Origin of the sequence: Paenibacillus sp. 1001270B_150601_E10, from assembly GCF_015558675.1 — a bacterium.
GTDB lineage: Bacteria > Bacillota > Bacilli > Paenibacillales > Paenibacillaceae > Paenibacillus_B.
Window position 1 is genome coordinate 314,906 of the sequence record NZ_JADMOL010000002.1, and the last position, 26,082, is coordinate 340,987.

Here is a 26,082-nt window from a genome sequence, read left to right on the forward strand (position 1 = left end):
TTAAAGCAAATCTAAAGTGCTGCTTCCGATGCTCTTCTTACCACGAAGTAGGTCAGATCGAGTTCGAAAATATTGCGAAACCCATCAAATTATGTTCCTTGTCTCCCTTTCCGTTCTCCCATTATGATGGATCCATGAGTAAAACTAAGCGCACTGTACGTGAGTCCTACCTCAACCCTGGTCTAACCTACATTTTCACATACAGAAAATGTCGTAGATGATTTCGCTTCCTGCCCCGTACATATCCGTTCTTACAATATTTCAACGTCCGAGCTCGTATCGATATCAAAATTATTGCCCGGGAAAACCTTTCTACATTTTTTGAAAGCGCTAACTAACTAAACAGCTCATTCCATCTATTATTTTAGCGGTTAAATCTTGTTCGGTTAAATATATGTATAAACTTTACTTCTGTACATTTATGATGAGCTGTTGAGTCCCGAAGAAGATGAACTCGTTTTATTCACTTTGTCTTTATCTCGGGGTTCAGGCAGATCTAGGTGAAGTCATTGAGACTCAATTTATAGAATCTATTGATATTTCTTGAAAGGGGGGATTACCATCTAGCGTTTACTCGGAACAGAAGAATGATTATAAAGGCTTTGATTTCTGTAATCGAGAATAATACAAAGGAGTTGACCTTAATGAATTTAAATAAAAAATGGATGTCTGTCTTGATGGCAGCTATTATGCTGGTGTCTCCGATTTCTGCAGTGCAGGCGACATCGTCGATTTCGGATGCTGCTGTTGTGCAGGCGGTAAATGCTGAGCAGACGGGAGCAGGTCAGGATGCAGAGAATCCACATGCCTCACCGGATCAGCCCACAGATGCAGGGGAGCCAGCATTGGAACAGACCCAGCAAGTCCTAGATGCTAATCAAGCTGGGGCATCTGCTTCAGCAAACCAAGCACAATTCCGCAATCTTGCGGAAGGTCTTCCTTATGAATGGTCTGAGGCACCGGCAGCATCGCGCCCTGACGATGGAACGAAGCTGACGGATGGTCAGTATGCTTCATTAGATATGAATGATCCAGCATGGGTTGGACATGTTCGCGGGAAGACACGCGAAGTCGTCTTTGATCTTGGTGAGGAGAAGACAATTGGCAAGATCAGCGCTCATTTCTTTCAAGATTATCCGACCAACTCGATCCTCGTGCCGCTGACGGTATCGATGTATGTTTCCGATGATAAAGTGAATTGGGGGCTGCTTTCCCATAATGCGACGCAGCTGCTATGGGGAGAAGGTCCGCCTAGACAGGAGACATATGTCTGGGATGGTAACCGAGACGGCATTAAAGGCGGGGACATCGATGGTAAGCTGGCCTATGCCCGTTATGTTAAAGTAACCTTTACGATGCATCCTTCACAGTGGGAGTACATTGATGAGATCGAAATTATGGGTACAGACGGTATGGCCGAAGGTGCGGTAAAGGTTCCTGCTGAACAGCCTCACTTTTTGGCGCCGGGAGAGGCAACAGCAGGTATTCGCAACTTGAATCTGCTGTACAATGGCCAGTATGCGAATGGCTTGGGCGACTGGAACAAGGAACGCATTATCCCTAACATTAGCTATGTGAATAAGGATGGAGAACCTACAGATTGGATGTTTGACGGCGTATTATATCTTGGGCTTGCTTCGCCTGCCGGTCGTGACTTCGGTCTTGGGCAAACGAATCTGGGCGATTGGAACTGGTATTTGGATAAAACGTTCGCAGCGACAGGTGATATGCAGCAGTTGAATGAAGCGACGAAGGAAGTCGGAAGCAAGCTGAATCAGCCTGATTATAAAATGAAGGTTGTCTTAATGATTCCGAATCCAGGAGAATATTTGAATGATTTCGGCGATGTTGACGGTGATGGGGTATCAGAAAGCTTCAACGACTCCATCGTCGGCAAAGAGAAGGCATTCGAAAATAGAGAAAAGGCGATTCAGTGGTGGCTCGATCAGGTACAGAACATTTGGCAGGCAAAGCAATATTCCAATCTGGAGCTCGTCGGCATGTACTGGCTGGAAGAGCAAATCAGCACAAGCGAAACAGGGCCAGCCTTGATCAAGTCTGTAAGCGACAAGGTACATGCCAAGAACCTGAAGTTTTTCTGGATTCCTCATTCTTTAGCCTATAAGAGCTATATGTGGAAGGACGTAGGATTTGATGCAGTAGCTTTTCAACCGAATTACTTCTTTGGCGATATGGATGTTGATCGCTTGGAAGATGCTGCGAATCTTGCCAAGCAATATGGAATGTCGAACGAAGTGGAGTTTGATGATCGGATGCTGACAGACGGCGTATTCCGCGAGCGTTTTATCGACTATTTGAATAGCGGCGCTACAACTGGTTTGATGCAGAACGGCTTTAGAGCGTATTACCAAGGCAATGACGCGATTCGCAACTTGGCAGTTAGCAAGGACCCGAGCTTGCGCTTAATGTACGACTGGCTGTATCAATATACAAAAGGAACCTATGTCATCAACAACAGCCCGGCACCGGAGGCGGATGTATTCCTCAACGGACAACTGATGAAGGGGGATACGGTTGTACCCGATACGGAAACGATTCAGTTTACTTGGAATGTCAAGGATGATGATGGCAGCGGATTAGTGAAGGTCACAGCCCAATTCGATGGCAAGCCTTACACATCAGGAACGCCAATTGACTTAACCGGCAAGCCAGGCAAGCACAGACTGGACATTACGGTTGCTGCCGCCAAATCCCAAACGACAACATATCTAATAACAGCATCGTCGAATGCCGATACGATGAGCACGCATGTGAAGCGTTTCGAAGAGCAGAAGCAATTCATGACTTCGCGGGCCCCTCGTTCGTTGAACAATTATATCACCTTGATGAAGCGTTATGAAGGAACGGATGCAGCACTGTTCAACAAGTATCTGCTGGGCTTCAACTCCAAGCTGGATCAGTTGGCTGCGGACCAGATGATGACAAATGCTGCTTATGTCGCGTTGAAGGAAGAGGTCTACAACCTTGTTGGCAATCTAGCTGAGGGCAAAGCGGTAACGGCTTCATCCGTTGAAGGCTCCAGTACAAGATTGGTGCCTGAGCACGCTGTGGATGGATTCTCCTCGACAAGATGGGCGAGCAACTACGTCGATGACAGCTGGTTCCAGATCGATCTGGGCGAAGCCAAATCCTTCAATACGCTCAGAATCGATTGGGAACTAGCTCGCGCGAAGACATACAAAATCCTCGTTTCCGATGATAAGCAGAACTGGACGAGTGTGACCCAAGATAATGATGGCATCATTATGGCACATGATGGTAAAGAAACATTCAGCTTCGAGCCTGTCCAAGCAAGGTACGTGAAATTCCAAGGCGTTGAGCGTAATACAGAATACGGATATTCCTTCTATGAGTTTGGTTTATATAACCTTGCAGGCGGTGATGAGGTGCTGCCAATCGATGGAACAATAGCGGTAATGAATGCCTCAGCAAAGACATTAACGATCGACGGCTTGTTGATGGATGGCAACCTGTCTACAGTCGATTTGAAAATCGTCGATTCAAAAGGGGAAGTTCGCTATACCGGTGAGACGAGAAGCACAGCATCGGGTAGCTTCCAATTTACGGTTAAGCTTACTGGCAATCTAAAAGGAACAAACGATGCCTACTTGTCGACGGATGGAATGACAGAGCCAGTGAAGCTTACTTTTACTTACGATAAGAAGGATTGACACTTCGTTTTCACCTCTTTGAATGATTATTTTTCATAAAAAAGCCATTGGCAGCGTTAATTTCACGCTGAGACCAATGGCTTTTTCTTTATTCAATTAGAACATTGAAGTTATACGATATGACCTCTTATTATTGATGTCAGCTATATTTTCGACAAAAGGGATCGATACTACCTCCACCTCAAGTTATAGCGATTCCGTAAATTGGACACATAACGTTGTCATAAAAGCTTTTTGCCCGTACAGGCACGCATAGGCTTCCGCCCACATACAATGTAACGTTCACTTGTTCGGATGGAGAGTGTGCATGTCTTAGGAGGTGGAAGCTAATGTTTGGATTTTTGTCAACGATCGCATTATTCATTAAACAGCTTTCTTTATTGGTATCCTACGTTAAAAACAATGCTTTTCCTCAGCCTTTATCTGAAGAGGAAGAGCTGAAGCATCTTACGAAGATGGCGGAGGGCGATGCCCATTCGCGTAATATGCTTATTGAACATAACCTCCGGCTTGTGGCACATATCGTGAAGAAGTTCGATAACACCGGAGAAGATCTTGAAGACCTTATATCCATAGGTACTATCGGGTTGATTAAAGCAATTGAGAGCTTTCAGCCGAACAAAGGAACAAAGCTCGCTACATTTGCAGCGAGATGTATTGAAAATGAGATTTTGATGCATTTAAGAAGCTTAAAAAAAACGAGAAAAGATGTATCCCTCCACGATCCGATAGGAACGGACAAGGAAGGCAATGAAATCACTTTGATCGATATTCTGTACACGGAGACCGACGATGTAGTGGATAAAGTTCAGTTGAAAATTGAGAAGAGCAAGATTTATCGCAACTTAGACATCTTGGACGAAAGAGAGCAGGAGGTCATTCGAGGGCGATTTGGCCTTGACGGAGGAGGAGAGGAGCGAACGCAGCGAGAGATTGCGAAGGAGCTTGGCATCTCTAGAAGCTACGTGTCGCGTATTGAAAAGCGGGCGTTAATGAAGCTGTATCATGAATTTTATAAGGCGAAGCGCTAATAGTAATGCTCTTAGAACGGAGAAGGATCTTAAGGATCACTTCAAGCTCGTCCTAAGAGCATTTTGCTTGATTTTAAAAAAGTAATCTTTTATTGCCAAACTAGGATTCGATAGAAGTGTTCAGGCAGTTCGATCACGAGCTTCTTTGCTGTGATCTGAATTCGCCTTCCGTTGCTGCTTACTGACTTTCGTCCTTAGCTTGTAATCAGAAGGATGAATAAGATACTCGACTGCGGCTGCCGTATACATAAGCAGGAAAGCCATATTTGGATACCCATACCGTGAAAATGCTATAAACGGGACATATATCAACGTAAAATAGGTGATGGTTAGCAGTAGCGGGAGTCGTTTACGCCGACCGCTGAATTTGCGAGACATAATCATTCCTGCTGTGCTTAAACCTACCAACAGTGCTTGGAGGATATGAGCTTCTACTAGGCCTACGCCAAGGATAGGTAGCCAATAATAGGCCTCGAAATAAAGTCCGATCAGTTTCCCTATGGTATACCACAACAGGTAAAGAAGCGGCTCATGCGTAAAGCCGTACTTCAAGATAGCCATTCCCTTGGCGATGGCCTCAGAGTCAGCACCGTGATAGATCGTCGCAGGATCATACTGAGGATATGCCTCGAAAAATCCTGTTGGGGGATTCCAATTGAAAATTTGAGTCCCGAGCAGAAAAGGGCTGCCGCCCGAATCCGTAAACAAAATAAAACGCTCAAACGTAATGATGTTGCGAATCCACCACGGAGATAGAAGTACCATATAGGTCAGAACGATGATACATGTATACTTAAGCATCTCTTTCCATGTATATTTTTCTTTCCACCACAGCATTAAAAGCACTGCAGGAAATAAGGAGGCTTGCGGCTTAAAGTACGCTGCTGCGGCCGTAAGTGCGCCTATAAGCATATACCATCCCGAGCGCTTTGATTGCACGGCGGTTATTAGTGAGCATACCAGCAGCAAGATCACAATTCGGAAGATGGATTCAGAGAGAATAACACCTGATGAGAAGTAATCTGGTGGGTATAATGCGCTTAGGATACATGCAAGGAGGGCGATTCTAGCGTTAAACACATATCGCGCAATAATAAAGATCAAATACAAAGACCCTGCTTGCAGCAAGCATTGGAACAGACGAAAGGCAATCACCCCTCCGCCATCCTGTCCAAAGACCGCGAGGAACCCCGATAGAATCAAGGGAAAGCCCGGCATGATAAATGCGGATGGATCTGTTCCGGTATTGTAGGAGAGAGTCCCTTCGCTAAGCATGAGCTTCGCAGTTTGAATATACTTCACGTCATCATTGTTGGGATGGTTCGGGTCGCCTAATAGAAAGTGATCTCCATAATAAAGAACGATCGAGACGGACATCACCAAGACAAAGGTCATTAGTCCGAATAGCCATCGTCTCTCTTTTGGGTTGGTTATAGCATATGAAAACAACTTGCTTCTCTCCCATTCTATTTCTATTTTTCTCCTATCTTAGGTTATCACTAAATGGATTACGTGTCTCTTGGCTTTGGGGAAGGGGACACCAAGACTTTAGGCTAGCTCAATTGGAAAAAAGATTTGGATAAACAACATTCATCCAAATCTATATTTTTCTGAATCGTATGAAGCTTAATTTCAATAAAAAATAGCCGCCAAAAATGATGTTTTGACGGCTAACTGTATTTATAGCGTAAGGTGTACCGTTTTGATACCCGAACTTTTGCGAACGTATTCGCAAAGCTTTTATGAATGATATGCTTTTGGAAAATTGTGAAATATCCCACAATCATCCAGTCGAAGCTCTTACTTTATACCCTTCATATAGCCTTGAATCTTAGGCGACAATATGAACAACAGAAGGCTGAGCACGAGTGCTGCACCGCCAATGACCCCAAAGTACATCATTTCCGTCTCAGGTGTATAGAACTTAACGATCTGAGCATTGATCGCTTGTGCTGCTGCATTGGACAAGAACCACAAGCTCATAGTCTGCGCCGAGAAGGCCGCAGGCGCAAGCTTCGTCGTTGCGGACAAACCAACTGGTGACAGGCACAATTCGCCGATTACGACAACAAAGTAGCTAAGCACGAGCCACAGCGGGTTAACCAAGGAATTGGCGCCGCCAAAGTATGCTGGCAGCAGGATGATCAAGAATGACAGTCCGGCAAACAGCAATCCGAGCGAGAATTTTTGCGGGATGGACGGCTGACGATTGCCTAGCTTCATCCAAATCCAAGCGAATACTGGTGCCAAAGTGATAATAAAGAGCGGATTCAACGATTGGAACCATGCAGGTGAAATGTGGATGCCTGCAAACTCCAACTGTGTACGCTTGTCCGCATAGTTTGCGAGAATCGTCGAGCCTTGCTCCTGGATTGCCCAGAACATGATAGAAGCAATAAACAACGGAATATAAGCAATGATCCGAGAACGCTCAACAGCTGTTGTTTTCGGACTACGATACATAAAGACAAAGTAAAGGGTAGGGATCAGAATACCCAGGACTCCGACCAGCTTGATAAAGGTATCAAACGTAAGGATGCCGAGCGGAATCGCGATGGCAACCAAGATGCCAATCATAACAACGCCTGCGCCAATAATCGTAAATACTTTCTTTTTCTCTTCAGGCGACAACGGGTTAACAACGCTTGTACCAGCAAGACCAAGGTTCTTCTTGCGAGTGATCACATACACGACCAAGCCGATGAACATCCCGATCGCGGCAAGGCTGAAGCCGAGGTGGAAATTGTTCATACCCACTGTACCTACAACGAGCGGAGACAAGAAGCCCCCGAGGTTAATCCCCATATAGAAAATACTAAAGCCTGAATCGCGGCGGTTATCCTGCTCGCTGTAAATATCTCCGACCATGCTTGATACGTTAGGCTTCAATAATCCGGTACCTAATACGATCAGGATCATTGAAACAAAGAACAACGCGGCGTTGCCCGGTATAGCAAGCACGAGATGGCCCAGCATGATCAATATACCGCCATAAAAGACGGCTTTAGACGTACCGAAAATTCGGTCAGCTAGCCAGCCCCCAATGATACCCGACATGTATACGAGGGATCCGTAGATGGACATAATCGCAAGGGCCAAGTCCTCTGGGAACCCTAGTCCGCCTGCGCTTACTTCGTAGTACATGAAGAATACAAGGATGGCTCTCATTCCATAATAGGAGAAACGCTCCCAGAATTCTGTGAAGAAGAGGGTGAAGAGGCCCTTAGGATGACCGAAAAAACCTTTCTGAGGAACACTCTGCACGATCTTCTCTTTATCAATGTTCGACATAACAACTCTCCTCTTTGATGTCCTATTGCTGCTTTAATGTGATAAAGTTGTGTTGTTGTTCATTATAATCGTTATGGCGGACCAACTTCAATCGACAATAATAGGCAATTCATTTATTATCCATAAATTGAAAAGATCGATCTCCCTTTGCTTAGGAAATCGATCTAATATCCTTTGTGTGAATCCTTAGCTGTATCATGCCCATTATTGTGGAGCCAAGTCTCATCTCAACCCGGAAGTTGTATGAGGCTTCCCGGTATGCCCCTTGTGAAAGATACTTTACGGCCTGGCATTCAAAAGAAGGATACCCATGCATGTAACGAGGGTGATGGATCAAGGGAGCGAGCCAATGCCACTCCCTTATATAGCTGCAAGCGAACCCATCAGCCTTTTTCATCGCAAATTCCCTTTATGTGCTTTTGCTCCTTATTTTCGTTTTACTCTTTTTCTTCGCAGGAGTCTTGAAGCGCTGCCCCGATTTCTACTTCGTCCTGTTGTTGAGACAGGCTGTTTTTTATAACCGACTCTCCGTTTCGCAAGCCTTGGCAGCTTCTTCTTGCGAGATCTTGCCTGCATGGTCTTTCTAGGATGCCCAACATCAGGCATCTCCGTTGTTTCGTTAAGGGGGATGCTAGGTGATGACGAAGCACTTCCTATAGCTGTCGGTCTCAATGGCATGGTGCCTGCCGCGAGAGGAAGCTGGCTTTGAGATGAGGCCGCTGCTGCTTGATCCATGGAATGAATCTCTTGCTCATGATGCTCACGTTGTTCCATTGGACTTCGAGAAAACCAAGATTCGATCGAAGGATCGGGATCAGGTATTGGATTGAAGCAGCTTTTTTCTACATGTTCGGTGCCAGGCGGATTGATTTCTGGATCAACTGTATCAATGCCTCTCAGGACAGCATCAAATACAGATATTGAATCAGCAGTTGGCATCGATTCCTCAGGATGCTCATCCTCTACGGGCTTCTTAGATGTTGAATGAGAGTCGTGAGCAGGCTCGTTCAGCTTGTTATACTTCCATCTTCTATTCAAGGAAGGTTCCTCCTTTATATTTTTAAATACGGAGAATGATAGCCGTCACCTTTTGTTTTTCTACAGGTTGATGTCCGCAAAGATTAAGAGATCATAGTTATGCATATGTGATCGTCCACCTATATGACCTGTGTAAACGTGGAAGTTTAGGGGCGGAATGAGGAAAGATAACAGATCTAAGCTATTGTCTATTTTCAACGGAGTTTCTGCGTGGACATGATAAATATGGAGGGCAAAGATACTCCTTATACATAGGATAACAAGAGGAAGAGATAGGCGCTCTAGGCGGTGCTTGAAAATGTTCGTTTGGGAGGAATGGTCATGAGTGTGCAGCAGCCGAGATTTCCATCCGGATGGAAGGTTACAAGCTGGACGAGAGAACAGGCAGCGTCGATGGAGTATGACGCAAGTAATACGTATCCGATTTTTGATCCCAAGCGAGTTCGGCCCTTGAATGCTGATTATGAAGTATGGGACAGCTGGCTTGTGCTGACGGAAAACGGCAGGGTTGCTGTTGTTGACGGATATCATGTACTCATTGCATTAAGTCAACCGATTACAGAGCCTAATCAGGCGCGGCTGATGTATTTTTATTCTAAAGTGGATGAGAATCGTTGGGTAACCGGCGGACACGTATTCGACACGCCGCTTGTGCCAGGCAGTCAGGAATGGTCAGGCTCCACAATTGTTACGAACGAAGGAGAGCTTCAATTTTTTTATACCATCGCTTCCCCCTATGAAGAGCAAGGCATGTCTCAAACGCTGCAGCGGATTGCTACGGCTAAGGTTCCATTTACAGCAACACCGACCTGCTTGACCTTGCTTGCGCCAACGTATCATGAGTTGTTGATCGAGCCGGATGGCTTCTACTATCAGACCATGGAACAAGCGGTTAGCGGGGAGCAGCGTTTCCCCAACCAGCACAATTCTGCAGCAGGCAGCAACCAAAACAATAACTTCACCTTCCGAGACCCGCATTACTTCAAGGATCCTGAGACAGGAAGGGAATATCTTCTTTTTGAGGCTAACACGGGTCCTGTACTCCATCAGGAAGGTACGGTATTGGAAAGGTATGTTGGCTCTTCACTCGGCTCTTACCAGCCAACGGCGGACGCTCTGAAAGCTAACGGCTGCATTGGAGCTTTGCGGCTAACGAATCAGAGAACGTCAGGGAGATTTTTGCCGCCAGTGCTGAGCAGCAATCTGGTAACAGATGAGATAGAACGCATAAATGTCATTTATCATCATGAACACTATTATTTGTTTGTCACGACGCATGGGAATAAGATGACGGTCAATGGGAACGATCTAGTAAATCGAGATTTCATGTTGGGCTGGATATCGGACTCGTTGTTTGGCAGATACGAACCGCTTAATGGCACAGGCGTTGTCATTACGCAGAAATCACCAGGCGCGCCTTTTACAGGTCAAGAGGAAAATGAACAGTATGTATACTCATGGCTGGTTGTCCCTGTGCGAAAAGGGCGCTTTGTCGTCATTGCTTACAGCGGCTACTCAACGCTTTCTAATCAGCAAACAGTAGAGATTCGATCCGCTGCCCCCGTCCTTTCACTATCGATAAAGGGCCGCTCTACACGGCTTGGAAGGACACTGGGCTACCTTGTACCCGCAGAATCGGAATGTTGAGGCGGGATAAAGACTTGGTAGAAGCTTAAATGGGAGATCTCACGTAAGGAGATATAAAAGAGGGCATGCAACCCGCGAAGAGCGAGTTCATGCCCGTTATTGTCTTTGTTCAGCTCGAAGCTCAAGTTTGCGCTTGCGGTACTCCTTCGGAACGATTCCCTTCATAGAGCGGAATACGCGTGAAAAGGTATTGTAGGAGCCGTAACCGACTTCAAGCGCAATTTCTGCGACACTCATGTCTGTAGTAACCAATAGGCTAGCGGCATGCCTGATGCGCAGATCATGCAGGAAGTGGACAAAGGTTTGGCCAGTGGTTTCTTTGATCAACTCGCTTATGCGTGATGCGCTCATCGTAAACTTTTGAGACAGACCGGACAAGCTGAGCTCTTCTTGATAATGATGATGAATGTATTGGATGATTGGCCATACATAGTTGTTTTTCACTGTAGATGTAGGAGTGGTTGTGCACAGATCCCCTTGTTTGCGTCTGATTCGATCAAAACGGATAAGAATTTCCTTCAATTTAATTTGAATGTACGTATGCTTCCATACCTCATCACTGTTGTATTCATGAGCTAGATCCTCGATGAGCAACCGCATTCGGGCAAGGTCATCTTCGTCTAGTTGAATGGAGGGCTGTTGATCATAATGATCCATCCATGCGAGAAGTCCGTCATCCTGCCCGGATTCGATCAGAAGGTCCATGCTGAACATGCAATTGTACAGCACAAGCGGCTCGTCAGGCTCTGTAAAAATCTCATGCACCTGATAGGGAAGAACAAAGGTGAAGGTGCCAGGCCGCATCGGATGAGAAGCATCATTGATTCTTTCCTTGCCGCGTCCGCTTATGACAAAGGAAAATTCCAAGAAATCATGGCGGTGCGCACGAAAGCCATGCGGAATGTGATTCAAACTAATATGAAGCGGGCTGGCACTGTCCATGTTGGGATACGTGCGCAGATAATCCGGATAGTTCGTCATACAGAACAGAAGCCTCCGAAGAAATGGGACATTTTTCGAAAAACAAGCATGCTTTTCGATATAGATACTATTAACATAGTAGCAGGAGTGAAGCAACAACAAAATGAAAGGTTAGCTTGTTCGAGAATGACTCACTAACCGTATTCCCATACGGGTGAGGTTAAGAAGCAGGAAGATTCGTTGACGATGGGGGGCATCGCCATGAGTGAGGGCAAGGTTAAACTTGGTATTATTGGCGCGGGGAATATTGGAGGCGTGCACGCTTCTCAATTTTCCAAGCTGCAGGAGCTTTGCGAGCTTACCGCGATAACGGACGTCTATCGGCCACAAGCTGAACGCCGCGCGGCGAAGTATGGGATTAAGCATGTTTTGGACACGCCTGAAGCGCTGGTTCAACATCAGGAGGTTGAGGCGGTTATCATTGGCGTGCCGAATCAGTATCATGCTGAGTTAGCAGTGAAAGCACTTGAAGCAGGGAAGCATGTGCTGCTGGAGAAGCCGATGGCGTTGAATGGGGAAGAGGCTCGCAAAATATATGAAGCTGCGAATCAAACGGACAAAGTGCTGATGGTCAGCCATCAAATGCGCTTTGAATCTGTACCGATGCAGATGAAGGCACAGATAGACCGGGGAGAGCTTGGCCGAATTTATACGGCTAAGACAGGCTGGTATCGCCGCAAAGGGATCCCAGGCTGGGGGACTTGGTTCACGCGCATGAACGAATCTGGCGGCGGCCCATTAATCGATATCGGCGTGCATATGCTGGATCTTGCCTTATACTTGATGGGCAATCCGAAGCCAGTGTCGGTTTACGGGGCGACCTACGCTGAATTCGGACCGAAGAAAAAAGGGATAGGGACATGGGGCAAGCCGAACTGGAGCGGCGCCTTTGATGTAGAGGATCTCGCGACCGCTCTTATTAAAATGGAGGATGGGAGCAGCTTGTCCTTGGAAGTGAGCTGGGCGGTTCATATGGATACAGATAACCATCCATTCATTCATCTCATGGGGACAGAGGGCGGAGCAAGCTACCGCGGTCCCAAGGGAAAGCTGCTTACAGAGAAGTTCGATCGTCCATTTGAAGTGGACATCATGAAGCCTGAGGACGATGAGGGCGAGCGGCTTCGATTGAGCAGGCACTTTCTAGCCTGTATTATGGAAGGTAAAGAGCCGATCTCATCCGCGCTGACGGGACTCACGAACAACATGATCATCGATGCCATCTATGAATCATCCAGAACCGGCAATGAAGTGAAGCTGGATTGGAATAGATAAGGGAAGATTGGAACAACACGAGGAGGAATGACAAATGCTAAGAGGAATAACGAGTGCAGGACTGGGCCGTATAGAGAGTGAGGAGCTCATGATAGAGCTTGCTTCCGCTTATGGCTTTCAAGCGGTTGATTTGGATGCAAAAGGGCTCGTACAGCGCCATGGCTTGGAAGGAGCGAAGGCTTTTCTAGAAAAGCATGGGGTAGTCGCAGGAGCAATTGGCCTTCCGGTAGAGTGGAGAACCACAGAGGAAGCGTTTATACAAGGAATCGAGCAGTTGGCCTCGACAGCGGCGGCAGCTTCTGCTCTTGGCTGCACAAGCTGCTGCACCTACATCCTGCCTTCTACGGATTTGAAGGCTGCTCATTTTATGGCGCTTGCAGTGAAAAGACTTCGCCTATGTGCACAAATTCTAGGCGCATACGGCATTCGTTTAGGGCTTGAATTCGTGGGACCGCATCACCTGAGAACCCAGTGGAAGCATCCTTTCATTTGGACGATGGAGGAGACGCTCGACTTTATCGACGCGATCGGCGAGCCGAATGTGGGGCTTTTATTCGATGCGTACCATTGGTACACCAATGAGATGACGGTTCAAGATATCGAACAACTTCGTCCAGAGCAGATCGTTCACGTTCATATTAATGATGCGCCGAATGTTCCAGTGGAAGAGGTTCTCGACAATCATCGTCTATATCCAGGTGAAGGAGTCATTGACCTGGCGGGCTTCCTTCAAGGTCTGCAGCGCATCGGATATACCGGCGTCGTTGCGCAGGAGATCTTAACCCCTACGATGCCAGCCGATCCGGTTGAAAAGCTGATGGAGCGCTCGAAGGCTGGTTTTGACAACGTGTTCACGGCAGCAGGACTGTAAGAGGCAATACCTGCTATAAGAACAGGTAACCGTAAAGAATGTTCAGCTATGGTGAGGTTGCAAGTCGTAAAGCTGTGAGTGGTGGAAGCGATTTGTAATCGGCACTATTATATATTTTATTGGTGGAAGAGCGTCAGGTATGTACCCTGAGGCTCTTTTTCATTTTCTAAACCTAGTCGATTGATAGACCCCCAGGCAGTTCTCAGCGACTGTACACGAGAAATCGTGATTTCAGCGTTTGGGATGTTCCAGCAGCGATTTCTTTAGACAGAGAAGTTGTTTAGGATTCGAAATTTACATGATCTCCATATTAGCATGATATTCCACTAACATCCGCTCGATATACTACTCCATACATATGAGCATGACAACCAATAGAGGAGAGGTAAAGACATGAAGAAGCGGAAGCATCAGAAGTGGAGCGCAATCGTATTGGTTTGCAGCCTGCTGGTTAGCTTGCTGCCTGTGCCGGGAACGAGTTTCGCTGCGGCCGGCGGACAAGGTCCAGCCCTGCTAATTACGGAGGTCGTTCCTGACACGACCAATGTGTCCAGCAAGGATGGCTATGAATTTATCGAGGTTTATAATCAGACCGATCAGGCCATTGATCTCAAACAGCAGCATCTATACTATATCAATAGCAGTGCTGAGACCGAATGGACGTTATCAACTGCTGGACAAGCTGTTATTCAGCCGCGTCAATCAATCGTATTATGGATGATGAATGGCGTTAACGGTGATAAAACGACAGAAGATTTTAATAAGATATTTGGATCAGCACTGGTTGAAGACATTAACTTGTTTCGAGTGAAGGCAAATGGTGGACTGTCTAACTCTGATGCGATAACGGTATTGCTCAAAGATGGAGCGGGCAATGAGATCGTGCGGGCCTCTTACGAGAACGATGAGCAGACGAAGCCGGATAAAGGAATCTTCTATCAGCATCCTAAAAAAGGCTCTACTGTGATGGCGATGATGGATCATCCAGGTACGCTTCCCGCTACTCCAGGGGCTGTGGCACCAGAACAGCTTATACCTGTTCAGCCAATCTCTAAGCTAAAGGTTGAACATCAGTCCCAAGAACAGATCTACGCAGGGATTGACGTGCCGGTATATCCTGCGATTACAGGTTATGAGGGAACGGTTACAGCAGATGTCTACTATAAGACGGAGCTGATGATAGAATTTCGCAATATGCCTTTGACGGTTACTGGAGACACCTATGGAGGGGCCATTCCGAATACGGAGCTGCTTGGAAGCGAGACGCTCCTGTACTATATTCAAGCTCAAGATAGTCAACAACGAGTACAATCAGACATTTATTCTATGAAGGTTGTGTCCTTGCCAGCAGACAGTGGACAGGCTCCTCCTATGCTGATTACAGAGCTGCTTCCGAACAGTAAAAATGTAGGCGATGCAGATGGCTACGAATTTATCGAAGTCTATAATAACACGGACAAAGATATTAACTTTAAAGATTATAAGATCTTCTATCGTTACACGGATTCAGGTCCAGGCGCTGATGTCGTATGGCCTACCGACCATGAGGATTTGATGATCAAGTCCAGGCAGACGATGGTGTTCTGGGTGATCAATAAGGCGAATATGAACAGCACGGTAGCAGATTTTAATCGTGAATTTGGTACGAATCTAGTAGAAAACGAAAACATCGTGAAGATCTACAGCGATGGTATGGCTAACACATCACGGCGCGGAGTTGTGATTGGCACGAACACGCACAAGGACATTGCAGCTGCTTATTATGATGGCAGCAAGGTCAATCAGGAGAACAAGGGCACACATTACCGCTACTCTGCAGATGGTACGGGGGTCATGCTCCCGCTCTATTCCGGTACAAAGCCGACAACGCCTGGAGCAGTCGATTTGACACAGATCCCGGCGCAATTGATTCATGAAGAGGATCGTGCTGAGCCTACGGCACAGGATCTGACGAAGGTCCGCGAGGTGGCACAGACGGAGGATATAAGCCTCATTCTGGATGCGAAGGATGATCAAGGCGTTAAGACGGTGGCTTTGTTCTATAAAACGAATCAAGATGCAGAATACACGAAACGTTATCTCTATGAAGATTACAACAACAAGCTGTACAGCTATAAGGTGTATTCGCCTGAGCTGATCGGCAAATCATCGGTTTCCTATTATTTTGAGGTTTCTGATGGACTCCATACGATTCAAACGGATGCGAAGCAGATCAAGATTAATGGCGGTATTCAAGAAACGCCGCTGCGCCTCAACGTAAAGGATGGAGACATCATCCGGGGAACGAAAGTCATTAAAGCTGCCGCCAATGGTGTAGATGCAGACCAACTGAAGCTCAGCGTTGCAGGCAGTGAAGTGAAGAATGCGTTTCGCGCATTGGAGCTAGACCCGATCTTCGCATTCGATGCAACAGAAGTGAACTATTACTTTAAAAATGCGGTGACGATGGGAGAAGAGATTCTCTATACGTTCCTTGATCCGATTAATACGTATACAACCTTGTCCTATCCGATCTCTTCCGATCGATTGAGCGAGGGCTCGAATAAGATTGCCATTCGCGCAGGCACGAAATCCGGGCCATTTGACGATCGCCCAGAAGAAAATAAGGACGACTTTAAAGTACGGAATGTACGGCTTGTATTGGCTGACGGCACAACGATCTATGACCCTGCATACAGCAACAAAGAGCAGGAGATCAAGATGGGTGACAGTTCTGGTCGATTGGAAGCACTGGAACTGAACTTTAGTATTACGAATGAACATTTAACAGCCAAGGCTTATCAATGGAATACGGCTGAGCTTCAAGACGGCGAATATGTTTTAGAGACGATTGCGCCAGATCAATCGAGGGCGTCTGCTAAAGTAAAGATCGATAACACAGCGCCTAAAATTATTCCATCGATTGCAAATGGCAAAGAATATCGCGGTGCCTTCACGATGGATGCAGAGGTAACGGATAACATTGCCGGAGTAGATACCATTTCGGCAATCTTGGACGACAAGGAAGTGAAGCTGCCGCTCAAGACATCATCTGGGGAGCTTGCAGCGGGAACGCATACGCTTGTCATTCGTGCAAAGGATAAAGTGGGCAATGAGGCCGTATCTACGATAACGTTCACGACCCCATCTGAGAATCCGAACCAGCCAGAGCTTGTCACTCCTCGCGATGGTCAAACGGGAGTCTCCGTTAATCCAACCCTGTCGGTTAAGCTGACAGATCCACTGAAGGACAGCATGACAGCTTCTTTCTTCCGCGGCTTCCATTTTGACAGCTCAAGATTGGAGAGCTTGAAGGGATACCGTGGAGCAAGTGAGGTTGAGCCGCCGAAGCAGCTTGTCCCAGACGGAGAACAAGCGATGTCAGCTGAAGACTACGACAAGATCAAAGCCGCTGACGGCGTGTACTTGACGGATGATTCGACGGAGCAATTCCCATACCATCGCTTCGATATCACATTGGACAAAGCGGTCAAAGCAACGGACCGTGTCGAGGTAGAGTGGAAGGGGAACTCCCTTGAAGGCCGCAAGGTAAGCATGTATGCGTGGAATCCATCTGAACAAAAATGGAGCTTGCTTGTTTATCAGGTGGCAGGAGCAGAAGACTTTACCCTGAAGCATACCGTGCTAGCGGGTGATTATAACGACGGCGGCAAGATTCATGTCATGATTCAGGATGAGAAGCCGGTATCGGAGGATCCATATGATTTCTCCTTCGTGTGGATGTCGGATACCCAGTATTACTCGGAAAGCTATCCTGAGATTTATAAAACGAATGTACAGTGGATTGTTGATAACAAAGAGAAGATGGATATTCGCTATGTAATCCATACAGGAGACATTGTGGATGATGCGGATCAAGACTATCAATGGATTAACGCGAATGAATCCATGAGCATCCTTGACCAAAGTGGAATGCCATACGGGGTATTGGCTGGCAATCATGATGTTGCCCATCAGACTGGAGATTATCAATATTACTGGAAGCATTATGGGGAAGATCGCTTTAGCCATCAGCCAACCTATGGAGGCTCATATCAGAATAACCGCGGTCATTATGACCTTGTTTCCGCGGGCGGCGTAGACTTCATCGTTGTGTATATGGGCTGGAACATTGGAGATGAAGAGATTCAATGGATCGATGATGTGTTGAAGCAGTATCCTGATCGAAAAGCGATACTTGCCTTCCATGAGTACTTGCTCGTATCCGGCAATCGCGCGCCGATAGCGGACCAGATCCATGAACGTGTCGTCATTCCGAACTCGAATGTCATTGCGGTATTGTCTGGCCATTATCATGATGCCGAGACCTTGATCGATGAACTGGATGACAATGGAGATGGTATTGCGGATCGCAAAGTGTATCAAATGCTTGCCGATTATCAAGGTGGTGAAAGAGGAGGAAACGGCTATATCCGCCTTCTGCAATTTGATACAGATGCTAATAAGATTCATGTGAAGACATACTCTCCGTATCTTGATGACTATAATTACTATGATCCCATCGAGTTTCCGAAAAAGGATGAGTTCGATATCGATGTGGATCTGTCAGCAATGGAGAAACGCGTAGCGACGGACTATTTCCAAGCTAATATTTATACGGATCAGCTGATCGGTAAAGTCGAGAAGGTTGCAAGCGGTGCTCAAGCTTCTGTGAAGTGGAGCGGGCTCCAGAACAATCAGCTGTATCAATGGTACGTGCAAGCAGAGGATCAGCATAGCGGCAAAGCAATCTCAGATATTTGGAGCTTCCAAACGGGTACAAGCGGCGGCGGTTCTGGAGGCAATGGATCAGGAGGCAGCGGCTCAGAGGGCGGTTCTGGATCTAATGGAAATGGATCGGAAGGTTCCACAGATCCGGGAGATGGCCAGGAGGGCTCAAATGGAAATGGTTCTGAGGGTGGTTCCAATGGCTCTACTGAGCAAGGCAAGTCCTTTGTTGATGTGCCAGCAACACACTGGGCGCATACGTACATCCAAGCTCTTGTGAAGAAGGGCATTGTAAATGGCATGGATGACACGCATTTCCGACCAAGCCAAGCGCTCACTCGAGCTGAATTTGCGAAGCTTATCGCGAAGGCGTTCGAGCTGAAGGTGAGTGGAAGTGAAAAGCAGCCATTCAGCGACGTCGTAAAAGGCAGCTGGTATGAATCTTCAGTGTACGCAGCACAGCAAGCTGGCATTATTGAAGGAACAGGCAAAGGCCATTTCGAGCCGAATCGCAAGATTACGCGTGAGGAAATGGCAGTCATGCTCGTAAGAGCTTATGAGTGGAAGCATGGAAAGATTGAAGATAAAGGCGAAGCTTTATCCTTCGCCGATCATAAAAAGGTAAGCAAATGGGCGGTTGATGGTGTAGCGAAGGTTGCAGCACTTGGCCTCATGGAAGGTCAAGGAGGCAATACCTTTGCACCTGACAAGCATGCAACACGTGCTGAGGCAGCAAAAGTCATTTACCTGCTGCTAGAGCGCTAATCACAAGTAATAATCGCATGCAGCATTTTAGAGAAGGTGCAAATCTCTTTATTAGGACGGCATAATCAAGTATTGAATACTGCACGTTCATTTGCACTTCTCTTATCGAAGTCCTCCGAGGGAAAATCCTTTGGAGGACTTTATTGTAGCGTTTATTGATTGATCGGGTATAGCCATATGATCAACTTATAACAGAGCATGTTCAGGCTATTCGATCTTATTGAGATCATATTTTCATAATAAACAATCATTTTGATACGGATCACCTGTTCGTTTTGTATTCTTAGAGCTTGGTACATGGTATAATTTTACTGTTGTTTATGGTAAAGGAAGGGTGAAGACATGAGCCAATCATTATTCGATCAGCTTGCGTTTGTTCGTAGCCTGTGTTTGCAAGTCGTGCAGGATGTAAGTGAACAGGAAGCCGATATCATTCCGGACGGGTTTAACAACAATATTCGTTGGAATTTGGGACACATTTACCTCGTGCAGGAGATGATAGCTTTTTCTACAGCAGGTGAAGAGACGAAGCTTCCAGAAGGATTCAAAGCATGGTTTAACATGGGCACGAGCCCTGCAGATTGGGAGCATGCTCCTCCAACGCTCCCAGAGCTTTGTCAATTGCTTACCGAGCAGACGGGTCGTATTGCTGAAACGTTTGCGGGGAGATTGGATGAAGCTTCTGTTCATCCGAAGAATATTCGAAACCTATCACTCCAGACAGTTGGAGAGTTTTTATCTTTTAGTATTTACCATGAAGGCACTCATTCTCAAACGATAAAGATGTATAAGCTGCTTATTCGCAAGGCCTAAGCATTTATAGATTCGTTCAGCCTCTTCTCCAGCCCTGTTTCATTATAGTGAGATAGGGCTTTTTTGTTTGATTTGCCGTCTTAAATATTCGTGCTATACCCTAACCTGTGATATATTGACGAGGAGGTGATAGGTGCATGCAAATCCACCGAATGTTTGAGATGATTTATCTCTTAATGCATAAGAAGACGATGACGGCAAAGGAGCTTGCTGAGCATTTCGAGGTCTCTCCACGCACGGTATATCGGGATATTGATACACTCTGCGAAGCGGGCATTCCGATATATACGACAAAAGGTAAAGGGGGAGGCATTCGGCTCATTGACAGCTATGTGCTGAACAAGTCCATGCTCTCAGAACAAGAGCAAGCGGAGATTCTTTCTTCGCTATATGGACTCAGTGCCGTGAGCGGCGATACGGAGCAGGTGCTTGCCAAGCTAAGCGGGTTGTTCAATAAGACAAGCCCAAGCTGGATTGAAGTCGATCTCTCTCATTGGGGAGACAATGACTCGGATAAATATCAGCAGCTTCGTATGGCGATCTTGCAGCATCGGATCATTGAGTTTGACTATTTTAACAGCTTTGGGGAAAAAGCTAGACGAACGGTTGAGCCCCTTCAGCTTTGGTTTAAAAATAAAACCTGGTACTTGCGCGCGTACTGTCAGCACAAGCAGGCGCTAAGGCTGTTCAAGCTGACGAGAATGAGGCATATCGTTGTAACGGAAGCGCATTTTCATGAAGACAGAATGCTGTTAGCGCTTGAGGCTGCAAATGAGTTGCAGCTTGCTCGTGGGTCATCTGCCGTTCGGCTTGTGCTAAAAGTTGATAGCTCGCAGGCATATCGCATTTATGATGAGTTTGATGACAATCAATATATAAAAGACCCAGACGGCAGCTTTGTCGTTACGGTTCATTATCCAGAGGATGAATGGGTATACGGCTATGTCATGTCATACGGACATTATGCAGAGGTCATATCGCCACAGCATATTCGTGATATCATTCGCGAGCGCCTGCGGCTTGCAGCAGAACGTTATCTAACACAATAGGATGCAATATCTTGTTCAGCCATAGAACCTGTGCGTTGTGACAGGGGAGGTGGTATACAATGATAAACGGAAATATGAACGGATGATGGTAAAGGTAATAACCTTATGGTTGTTGTAGGCTTATTGTGCTCTCATTATTCGTTCAAAAAAATAGATCATAATATGACACTCAGCTGTCATATTCCATCTCGTACAATATCCTTAACGACAACGAAAGGGGAAGAAAAGAGATGGAACAAACAACGTTTTGCCAAAGCTGTGGAATGCCTCTAAATGGATCGGAGGAGCTTCTCGGATCAAATGCCGACGGAAGCAAGAATGAAGAATACTGTACGTTCTGCTACAAGGATGGCGCATTTATTGCCGATGTGTCAATGGAGGAAATGATTGAATTTTGTGTGCCTCATATGGTTGAAGGCAACCAAGGCATGACGGAGGAAGCGGCGCGTTCTAGCATGAAGGCGTTCTTTCCTAAGCTGAAGCGCTGGACACCCGCACATAGATGAATCTTCTGCTTTTCAGTTAAGATAAAGTATTGAACGGGTGATACGATGGAATGGATAACGGCCAAGAGCCTGCTGATCAAAAATAAACATGCAGACTGGTTCGGCCATGATTATACAATGAATGTTTATCGTGGCTGTCATCATGGCTGCATCTATTGTGATTCAAGAAGCAGCTGTTATGGTATAGATCATTTTGATATCGTGCGTGGAAAAGAGAACAGCCAAGAGCTGCTTCGCCGCGAGCTTGCAAGCAAGCGCAGCAAGGGAGTGATTGGAATGGGCTCGATGAGCGATCCCTACAACCATGATGAAGAAGAGCATCAGCTGACAAGAAAGGCGCTTCAGCTGATTCAACACTATCGTTTTGGCGTATCCATCGCAACGAAGAGCGCGCTTGTTACACGGGATATCGACATCCTATCCGATATACAGTTGCAGGCTCCAGTCAATGTTAGCCTATCGATCACAACCGTAGATGATGAGCTAAGCAGGCGCATCGAGCAGCGCGTATCTGTTTCATCAACAAGATTCCGTGCGCTTCAGGAATTATCCGCAGCAGGAATCTTTACAGGTGTGCTGCTCATGCCGATTCTGCCTTTCATCACAGACCAGATATCTAACGTTCGTAGGATCGTAAGTCTTGCTGCTGATGCAGGAGCAAAGTATGTGTATCCGTCGTTTGGCATGACGCTTCGCGAGAACCAGCGCGAGCATTACTTTCGCTGGCTGGATAAGCTGTATCCTGGACTGAAGGAGCAATATATCCGCACTTATGGCACGCGCTATGGCTGCATGTCTACGCGTCGCAGACAGCTGGAGCGAGCCTTTCAAGAAGAGTGCGAGCAGCAGGGCATTCTCTATCGGATGCCAGACATTATCGCTTCCTATAAGAAAGATATGGAGCCAGAGCAGCTAAAGCTGTTCTGAGGATAAGAGCAAGAACAGGGTTTTTCTATATTTTTCTATACATTGTGAAGAGAAATGTCTTCGATCTGTACTTCCATTTGTGAATAGAATCGCTTACCATAAGAACACAGATCAATGAACAAATGGAGTGGATCCCATGTCAATGCCTTCAAATTCAACCAGCAATAAAGGAACTTCGGACAAGCAGGATGTACCTGCATATTCTTGTACGAGAATTGAAGCGCCGTTAACCGATGAACAATGGCTGAGCCTGCCGCATCTCTCGCTTGTTGATGTTGTAACGGGCAAGGCGCCTAGACTTCAAACGAAAGTAAGCCTATGCTATTCCGAACAAGCCATTCATCTTCGCTTCTGGTGCCTTGATGATCATGTGTACAGCCCATATACAGATCACGATGACCCTTTATATGAGGCAGATGTTGTAGAATGCTTCATCGACCCGGAAGGCGCTGCTTCTTTTCATTATGAATTCAACTTGAGCCCGCATAATGTTGTTTTTGACGCAAAGATTATTAATGAACATGGAGAGCCGCGCCTTTATCAGACGGAGTGGAACGCGGAAGGCTTAGAAACGAAGGTCGCGAAAGCAGAACAAGATGCGCTTGCTTATTTGTTTGAGGCAGAACATGAAGCTGGGGCAAAGGTTCTGGTGTACGATTTATCAATACCATTTGCGGATCTAGGCGCAACTGCAGCTCCAGGCACGGAATGGAGAATGAATATGTTCCGCATCGATCAGGATCAAGAGGGAGCACGAACCTTTACAGCTTGGTCCCACACAGGGGAAATCAAGTTTCATGTTCCAGCTCGGTTCGGACGAATACAGTTTGTATAGCTTACTAACCACAACAGCGCTCCATCTACGATGAAGTAACCAACGAAACCGTCCCACAGTAGGGGCGGTTTTTTTGATCCTATGAAGCTCCCCATTTTGTTATCCCTCGTAATTCGTCTGTGCGAACCGTCAGTCACAAATGGATTATGCTTCTTACCTCTGTGTCGCACTTTCGAGTCTGCCCGCATAACGTGTAATAGGCCAATAAGGATTAACAGAAGTTGTTTGTTCTCAAACAAGCGAAGGAGGTGCTCAGTCTGATGAAAGCACAGCCGCGAATGAGCCGTACGAAAAGAAAGCATGAGATCACGAAGCTGGGGAAGCAGGAATGGTTGTTTCAAATCTTTGCTTTAATCCTCTTTGTTCTTCTTGTCGCCTTATGTCTTTGGTTCCTTTTGCAAAATGTAACATAGCAAGCAGTCCTGACGGAATAACATAATCTCGCCGCAAAGTACAAATACTGTATGGGAATCAAGAATACTGCCGCCGCATGTAGCCATTACAACAAGGAGGTATGCCAATGGCGACAAAATCAAAATCGAAGTCTCCTGCTTGGAAGACCGGCGAATGGAATATGACGCAGGAGCAATATAAGCAGATCGCAAGCAAGCGCGAACCTTCGCGTTCCATCTATAAGAATTGCATCCGAGCGTTCTTAGTAGGGGGAACGATATGCCTGATTGGACAAGCCTTCCAGCAGATGTTCATCTCATGGTTTGGCATGACGAAGGAGCAGGCAAGCAGCCCAACGGTTGTACTGCTTATTTTTCTGTCCGTCATCTTAACGTGCTTCGGTGTATATGACAAGCTTGCCCAGTGGGCTGGAGCTGGTTCTGCGGTTCCTGTGACTGGATTTGCGAACTCGATGAGCTCTGCTGCGATCGAGCACCGCAGTGAAGGGCTCGTCCTTGGTGTAGGCGCCAATATGTTTAAACTTGCTGGTTCCGTCATCGTGTTTGGTACGGTGGCAGCGTTTATTATTGCGCTCATCTACTTGATCTTTGGCATTAATATCAAGCACGGGTAATTCGAGCTTACGGTAAGGAGGCGAACCTATGCACGTCGGAAGACAAACATGGCTCTTTAAAAACAAGCCGGTCATTATAAGCACTGGCACGGTCGTCGGTCCTGATGAAGGAGAGGGGCCGCTCGCTGATACGTTTGATTACGTACATGAAGATCTGGATATGCAGGAGAAGTCTTGGGAGAAGGCTGAGCGTAAGCTCTTGGAGCAGGCGACTCAGATTGCTGTCCAAAAATCAACCATTCAGGAAAATCAGATCAACTACTTCGTTGGCGGCGACCTGATGAACCAGATCATAAGCAATACATTTGCAGCAAGAAAGATGGGGCTCCCTTACATAGGGGTATTTGGAGCCTGCTCCACTTCAATGGAGTCGCTTGCGATCGCTTCCTTGCTCATTGACAGCGGCAATGCGGAATATGTGATGGCGGGAACCTGCAGCCACAACTGCACAGCTGAGAAGCAGTTCCGCTACCCAACCGAATACGGCTCTCAAAAGCCGCCTTATGCTCAGTTTACCGTTACGGGTGCTGGTGCAGCGATTGTTGCAGCGAGTGGCTCAGGCCCTCGCGTACATGCTGCAACGATTGGAAAGATTATGGACTTTGGCTTAAGCGATCCGTTCAACATGGGAGCAGCGATGGCTCCAGCGGCTGTCGATACGATTCAGGCTCATCTTGCGGACCTGAATCGGACGCCTTCAGACTATGATCTTATCGTGACAGGGGACTTGGCTAGCGTAGGAGTTCCAATCGCGAAGGATCTTTTTAAGGAGAATGGCCTGTCCATTGAGGGGACCGTCTTCAATGACTGTGGACTCATGGTGTACGATCTTGAGACACAAGCGGTACAAGCTGGGGGGAGCGGCTGCGGATGCTCTGCTGTCGTGACCTATGGCCATATTCTTCAGCGCATGCAAAAGGGTGAGCTTAAGCGCGTGATGATTGCAGCTACGGGCGCTTTGCTGTCACCGCTGTCTTATCAGCAGGGTGAAACGATTCCGTGCATTTGCCATGCTGTGACGCTTGAGATGGAGGGATAATGACATGATATTCTTTTGGGCTTTTGTAGTTGGTGGATTGATTTGTGTGATCGGACAACTTATGTTCGACATAGCGAAGCTCACACCTGCGCATACGATGGCGATCCTTGTGGTAGCAGGTGCTATCGTTGACGGCTTTGGCTGGTATGAGCCGCTTATTGACTTTGCAGGTGCTGGGGCTACAGTTCCAATTACGAGCTTCGGCAACTCTCTTGTACACGGTGCCATCCTGGATCTGCATAAGGATGGGTGGATTGGTGCGGTAACGGGAATCTTCAAGACGACGAGTGCAGGGATATCGGCTGCGATTGTATTTTCTTTTTTAGCCGCGCTGCTGGTTCGTCCGAAGGGATAGCTTTTAATCGTAATACAGCTCACCCAAGCTTTACAATCTTATTTACACTTTAAAAAATGCATCTCAAAGCGAGGTCAGTCGAGGTTTCTTTCGAACTGGCCTTTTTCATATGGATCGGAAATATCGCATAACATCAAAGGTTTCGCAGCGAAAGGCAAGCGTAAGAATTAGGAAATGCTGAAATTATTTGTGGAAATGGTGAATAGTCGATCTTCCCGACTTGTTGTAAAATG

Annotated in this window: 19 protein-coding genes; 15 read left to right on the forward strand and 4 right to left on the reverse strand. The window is 46.7% G+C overall.

Features of this window, described 5'->3' with window-relative positions:
* Window positions 1-644 precede the first annotated feature (644 nt).
* Window positions 645-3,692, forward strand: coding sequence for a DUF4855 domain-containing protein (locus I2H74_RS06395; protein ID WP_195572577.1), 3,048 nt, complete (start codon window positions 645-647; stop codon window positions 3,690-3,692).
* Window positions 3,693-4,021: 329 nt separating this feature from the next.
* Window positions 4,022-4,723, forward strand: a complete 702-nt coding sequence (gene sigK / locus I2H74_RS06400; protein WP_195572579.1) for an RNA polymerase sporulation sigma factor SigK — start codon at window positions 4,022-4,024, stop codon at window positions 4,721-4,723.
* A 120-nt stretch (window positions 4,724-4,843) separates the two neighbouring features.
* Here the strand turns inward: sigK and I2H74_RS06405 are convergent, their stop codons facing one another.
* The 3 genes from I2H74_RS06405 to I2H74_RS06415 form a co-directional block, all read right to left on the reverse strand.
* Window positions 4,844-6,172 carry an ArnT family glycosyltransferase gene (locus I2H74_RS06405; protein ID WP_229106431.1) on the reverse strand — a complete coding sequence of 443 codons (1,329 nt, stop codon included), beginning with the start codon at window positions 6,170-6,172 and terminating at the stop codon, window positions 4,844-4,846.
* Window positions 6,173-6,523: 351 nt separating this feature from the next.
* A complete protein-coding gene (locus I2H74_RS06410) occupies window positions 6,524-8,014 on the reverse strand; it encodes a peptide MFS transporter (protein WP_195572582.1) in 1,491 nt (496 codons plus the stop codon).
* 426 nt (window positions 8,015-8,440) lie between these two features.
* Window positions 8,441-9,052, reverse strand: coding sequence for a hypothetical protein (locus I2H74_RS06415; RefSeq protein WP_195572584.1), 612 nt, complete (start codon window positions 9,050-9,052; stop codon window positions 8,441-8,443).
* A gap of 321 nt (window positions 9,053-9,373) precedes the next feature.
* Here I2H74_RS06415 and I2H74_RS06420 point away from each other — a divergent pair, with 321 nt between their 5' ends.
* On the forward strand, window positions 9,374-10,699 hold the full coding sequence (locus tag I2H74_RS06420) for a glycoside hydrolase family 68 protein (protein WP_195572586.1): 1,326 nt from the start codon (window positions 9,374-9,376) through the stop codon (window positions 10,697-10,699).
* 96 nt (window positions 10,700-10,795) lie between these two features.
* Here I2H74_RS06420 and I2H74_RS06425 read toward each other — a convergent pair whose 3' ends face one another.
* Window positions 10,796-11,680: an AraC family transcriptional regulator gene (locus tag I2H74_RS06425; RefSeq protein WP_195572588.1), complete on the reverse strand. Its 885-nt coding sequence runs from the start codon at window positions 11,678-11,680 to the stop codon at window positions 10,796-10,798.
* 201 nt (window positions 11,681-11,881) lie between these two features.
* On the opposite strand from I2H74_RS06425, the gene I2H74_RS06430 reads away from it, so the two are divergent.
* The 12 genes from I2H74_RS06430 (at window position 11,882) to spoVAE (ending at window position 25,849) form a co-directional block, all read left to right on the forward strand.
* Complete coding sequence (locus I2H74_RS06430; RefSeq protein WP_195572590.1) at window positions 11,882-12,955, forward strand: Gfo/Idh/MocA family protein; 1,074 nt, start codon at window positions 11,882-11,884, stop codon at window positions 12,953-12,955.
* 34 nt (window positions 12,956-12,989) lie between these two features.
* Window positions 12,990-13,826: a sugar phosphate isomerase/epimerase family protein gene (locus tag I2H74_RS06435; RefSeq protein ID WP_195572593.1), complete on the forward strand. Its 837-nt coding sequence runs from the start codon at window positions 12,990-12,992 to the stop codon at window positions 13,824-13,826.
* A gap of 393 nt (window positions 13,827-14,219) precedes the next feature.
* Window positions 14,220-19,298, forward strand: coding sequence for an S-layer homology domain-containing protein (locus I2H74_RS06440; protein WP_195572595.1), 5,079 nt, complete (start codon window positions 14,220-14,222; stop codon window positions 19,296-19,298).
* A 342-nt stretch (window positions 19,299-19,640) separates the two neighbouring features.
* The gene (locus tag I2H74_RS06445; RefSeq protein ID WP_195572596.1) at window positions 19,641-20,111 is read left to right on the forward strand and encodes a DinB family protein; all 471 of its coding nucleotides are present in this window, start codon (window positions 19,641-19,643) and stop codon (window positions 20,109-20,111) included.
* Window positions 20,112-20,248: 137 nt separating this feature from the next.
* Window positions 20,249-21,160: a helix-turn-helix transcriptional regulator gene (locus I2H74_RS06450; protein WP_195572598.1), complete on the forward strand. Its 912-nt coding sequence runs from the start codon at window positions 20,249-20,251 to the stop codon at window positions 21,158-21,160.
* A 230-nt stretch (window positions 21,161-21,390) separates the two neighbouring features.
* Window positions 21,391-21,666 carry a zinc ribbon domain-containing protein gene (locus I2H74_RS06455; protein WP_195572600.1) on the forward strand — a complete coding sequence of 92 codons (276 nt, stop codon included), beginning with the start codon at window positions 21,391-21,393 and terminating at the stop codon, window positions 21,664-21,666.
* A 45-nt stretch (window positions 21,667-21,711) separates the two neighbouring features.
* On the forward strand, window positions 21,712-22,593 hold the full coding sequence (locus I2H74_RS06460; RefSeq protein ID WP_195572602.1) for an SPL family radical SAM protein: 882 nt from the start codon (window positions 21,712-21,714) through the stop codon (window positions 22,591-22,593).
* Between the two features lie 136 nt (window positions 22,594-22,729).
* Complete coding sequence (locus I2H74_RS06465) at window positions 22,730-23,428, forward strand: carbohydrate-binding family 9-like protein (protein ID WP_195572604.1); 699 nt, start codon at window positions 22,730-22,732, stop codon at window positions 23,426-23,428.
* A 260-nt stretch (window positions 23,429-23,688) separates the two neighbouring features.
* A complete protein-coding gene (locus I2H74_RS06470) occupies window positions 23,689-23,841 on the forward strand; it encodes a hypothetical protein (RefSeq protein ID WP_195572606.1) in 153 nt (50 codons plus the stop codon).
* A 107-nt stretch (window positions 23,842-23,948) separates the two neighbouring features.
* Window positions 23,949-24,455, forward strand: coding sequence for a stage V sporulation protein AC (gene spoVAC, locus I2H74_RS06475; protein ID WP_195572608.1), 507 nt, complete (start codon window positions 23,949-23,951; stop codon window positions 24,453-24,455).
* A 28-nt stretch (window positions 24,456-24,483) separates the two neighbouring features.
* Window positions 24,484-25,494, forward strand: coding sequence for a stage V sporulation protein AD (spoVAD, locus tag I2H74_RS06480; RefSeq protein ID WP_195572610.1), 1,011 nt, complete (start codon window positions 24,484-24,486; stop codon window positions 25,492-25,494).
* Window positions 25,495-25,498: 4 nt separating this feature from the next.
* Window positions 25,499-25,849, forward strand: coding sequence for a stage V sporulation protein AE (gene spoVAE, locus I2H74_RS06485; protein WP_195572612.1), 351 nt, complete (start codon window positions 25,499-25,501; stop codon window positions 25,847-25,849).
* The last annotated feature ends 233 nt before the right edge of the window (window positions 25,850-26,082 follow it).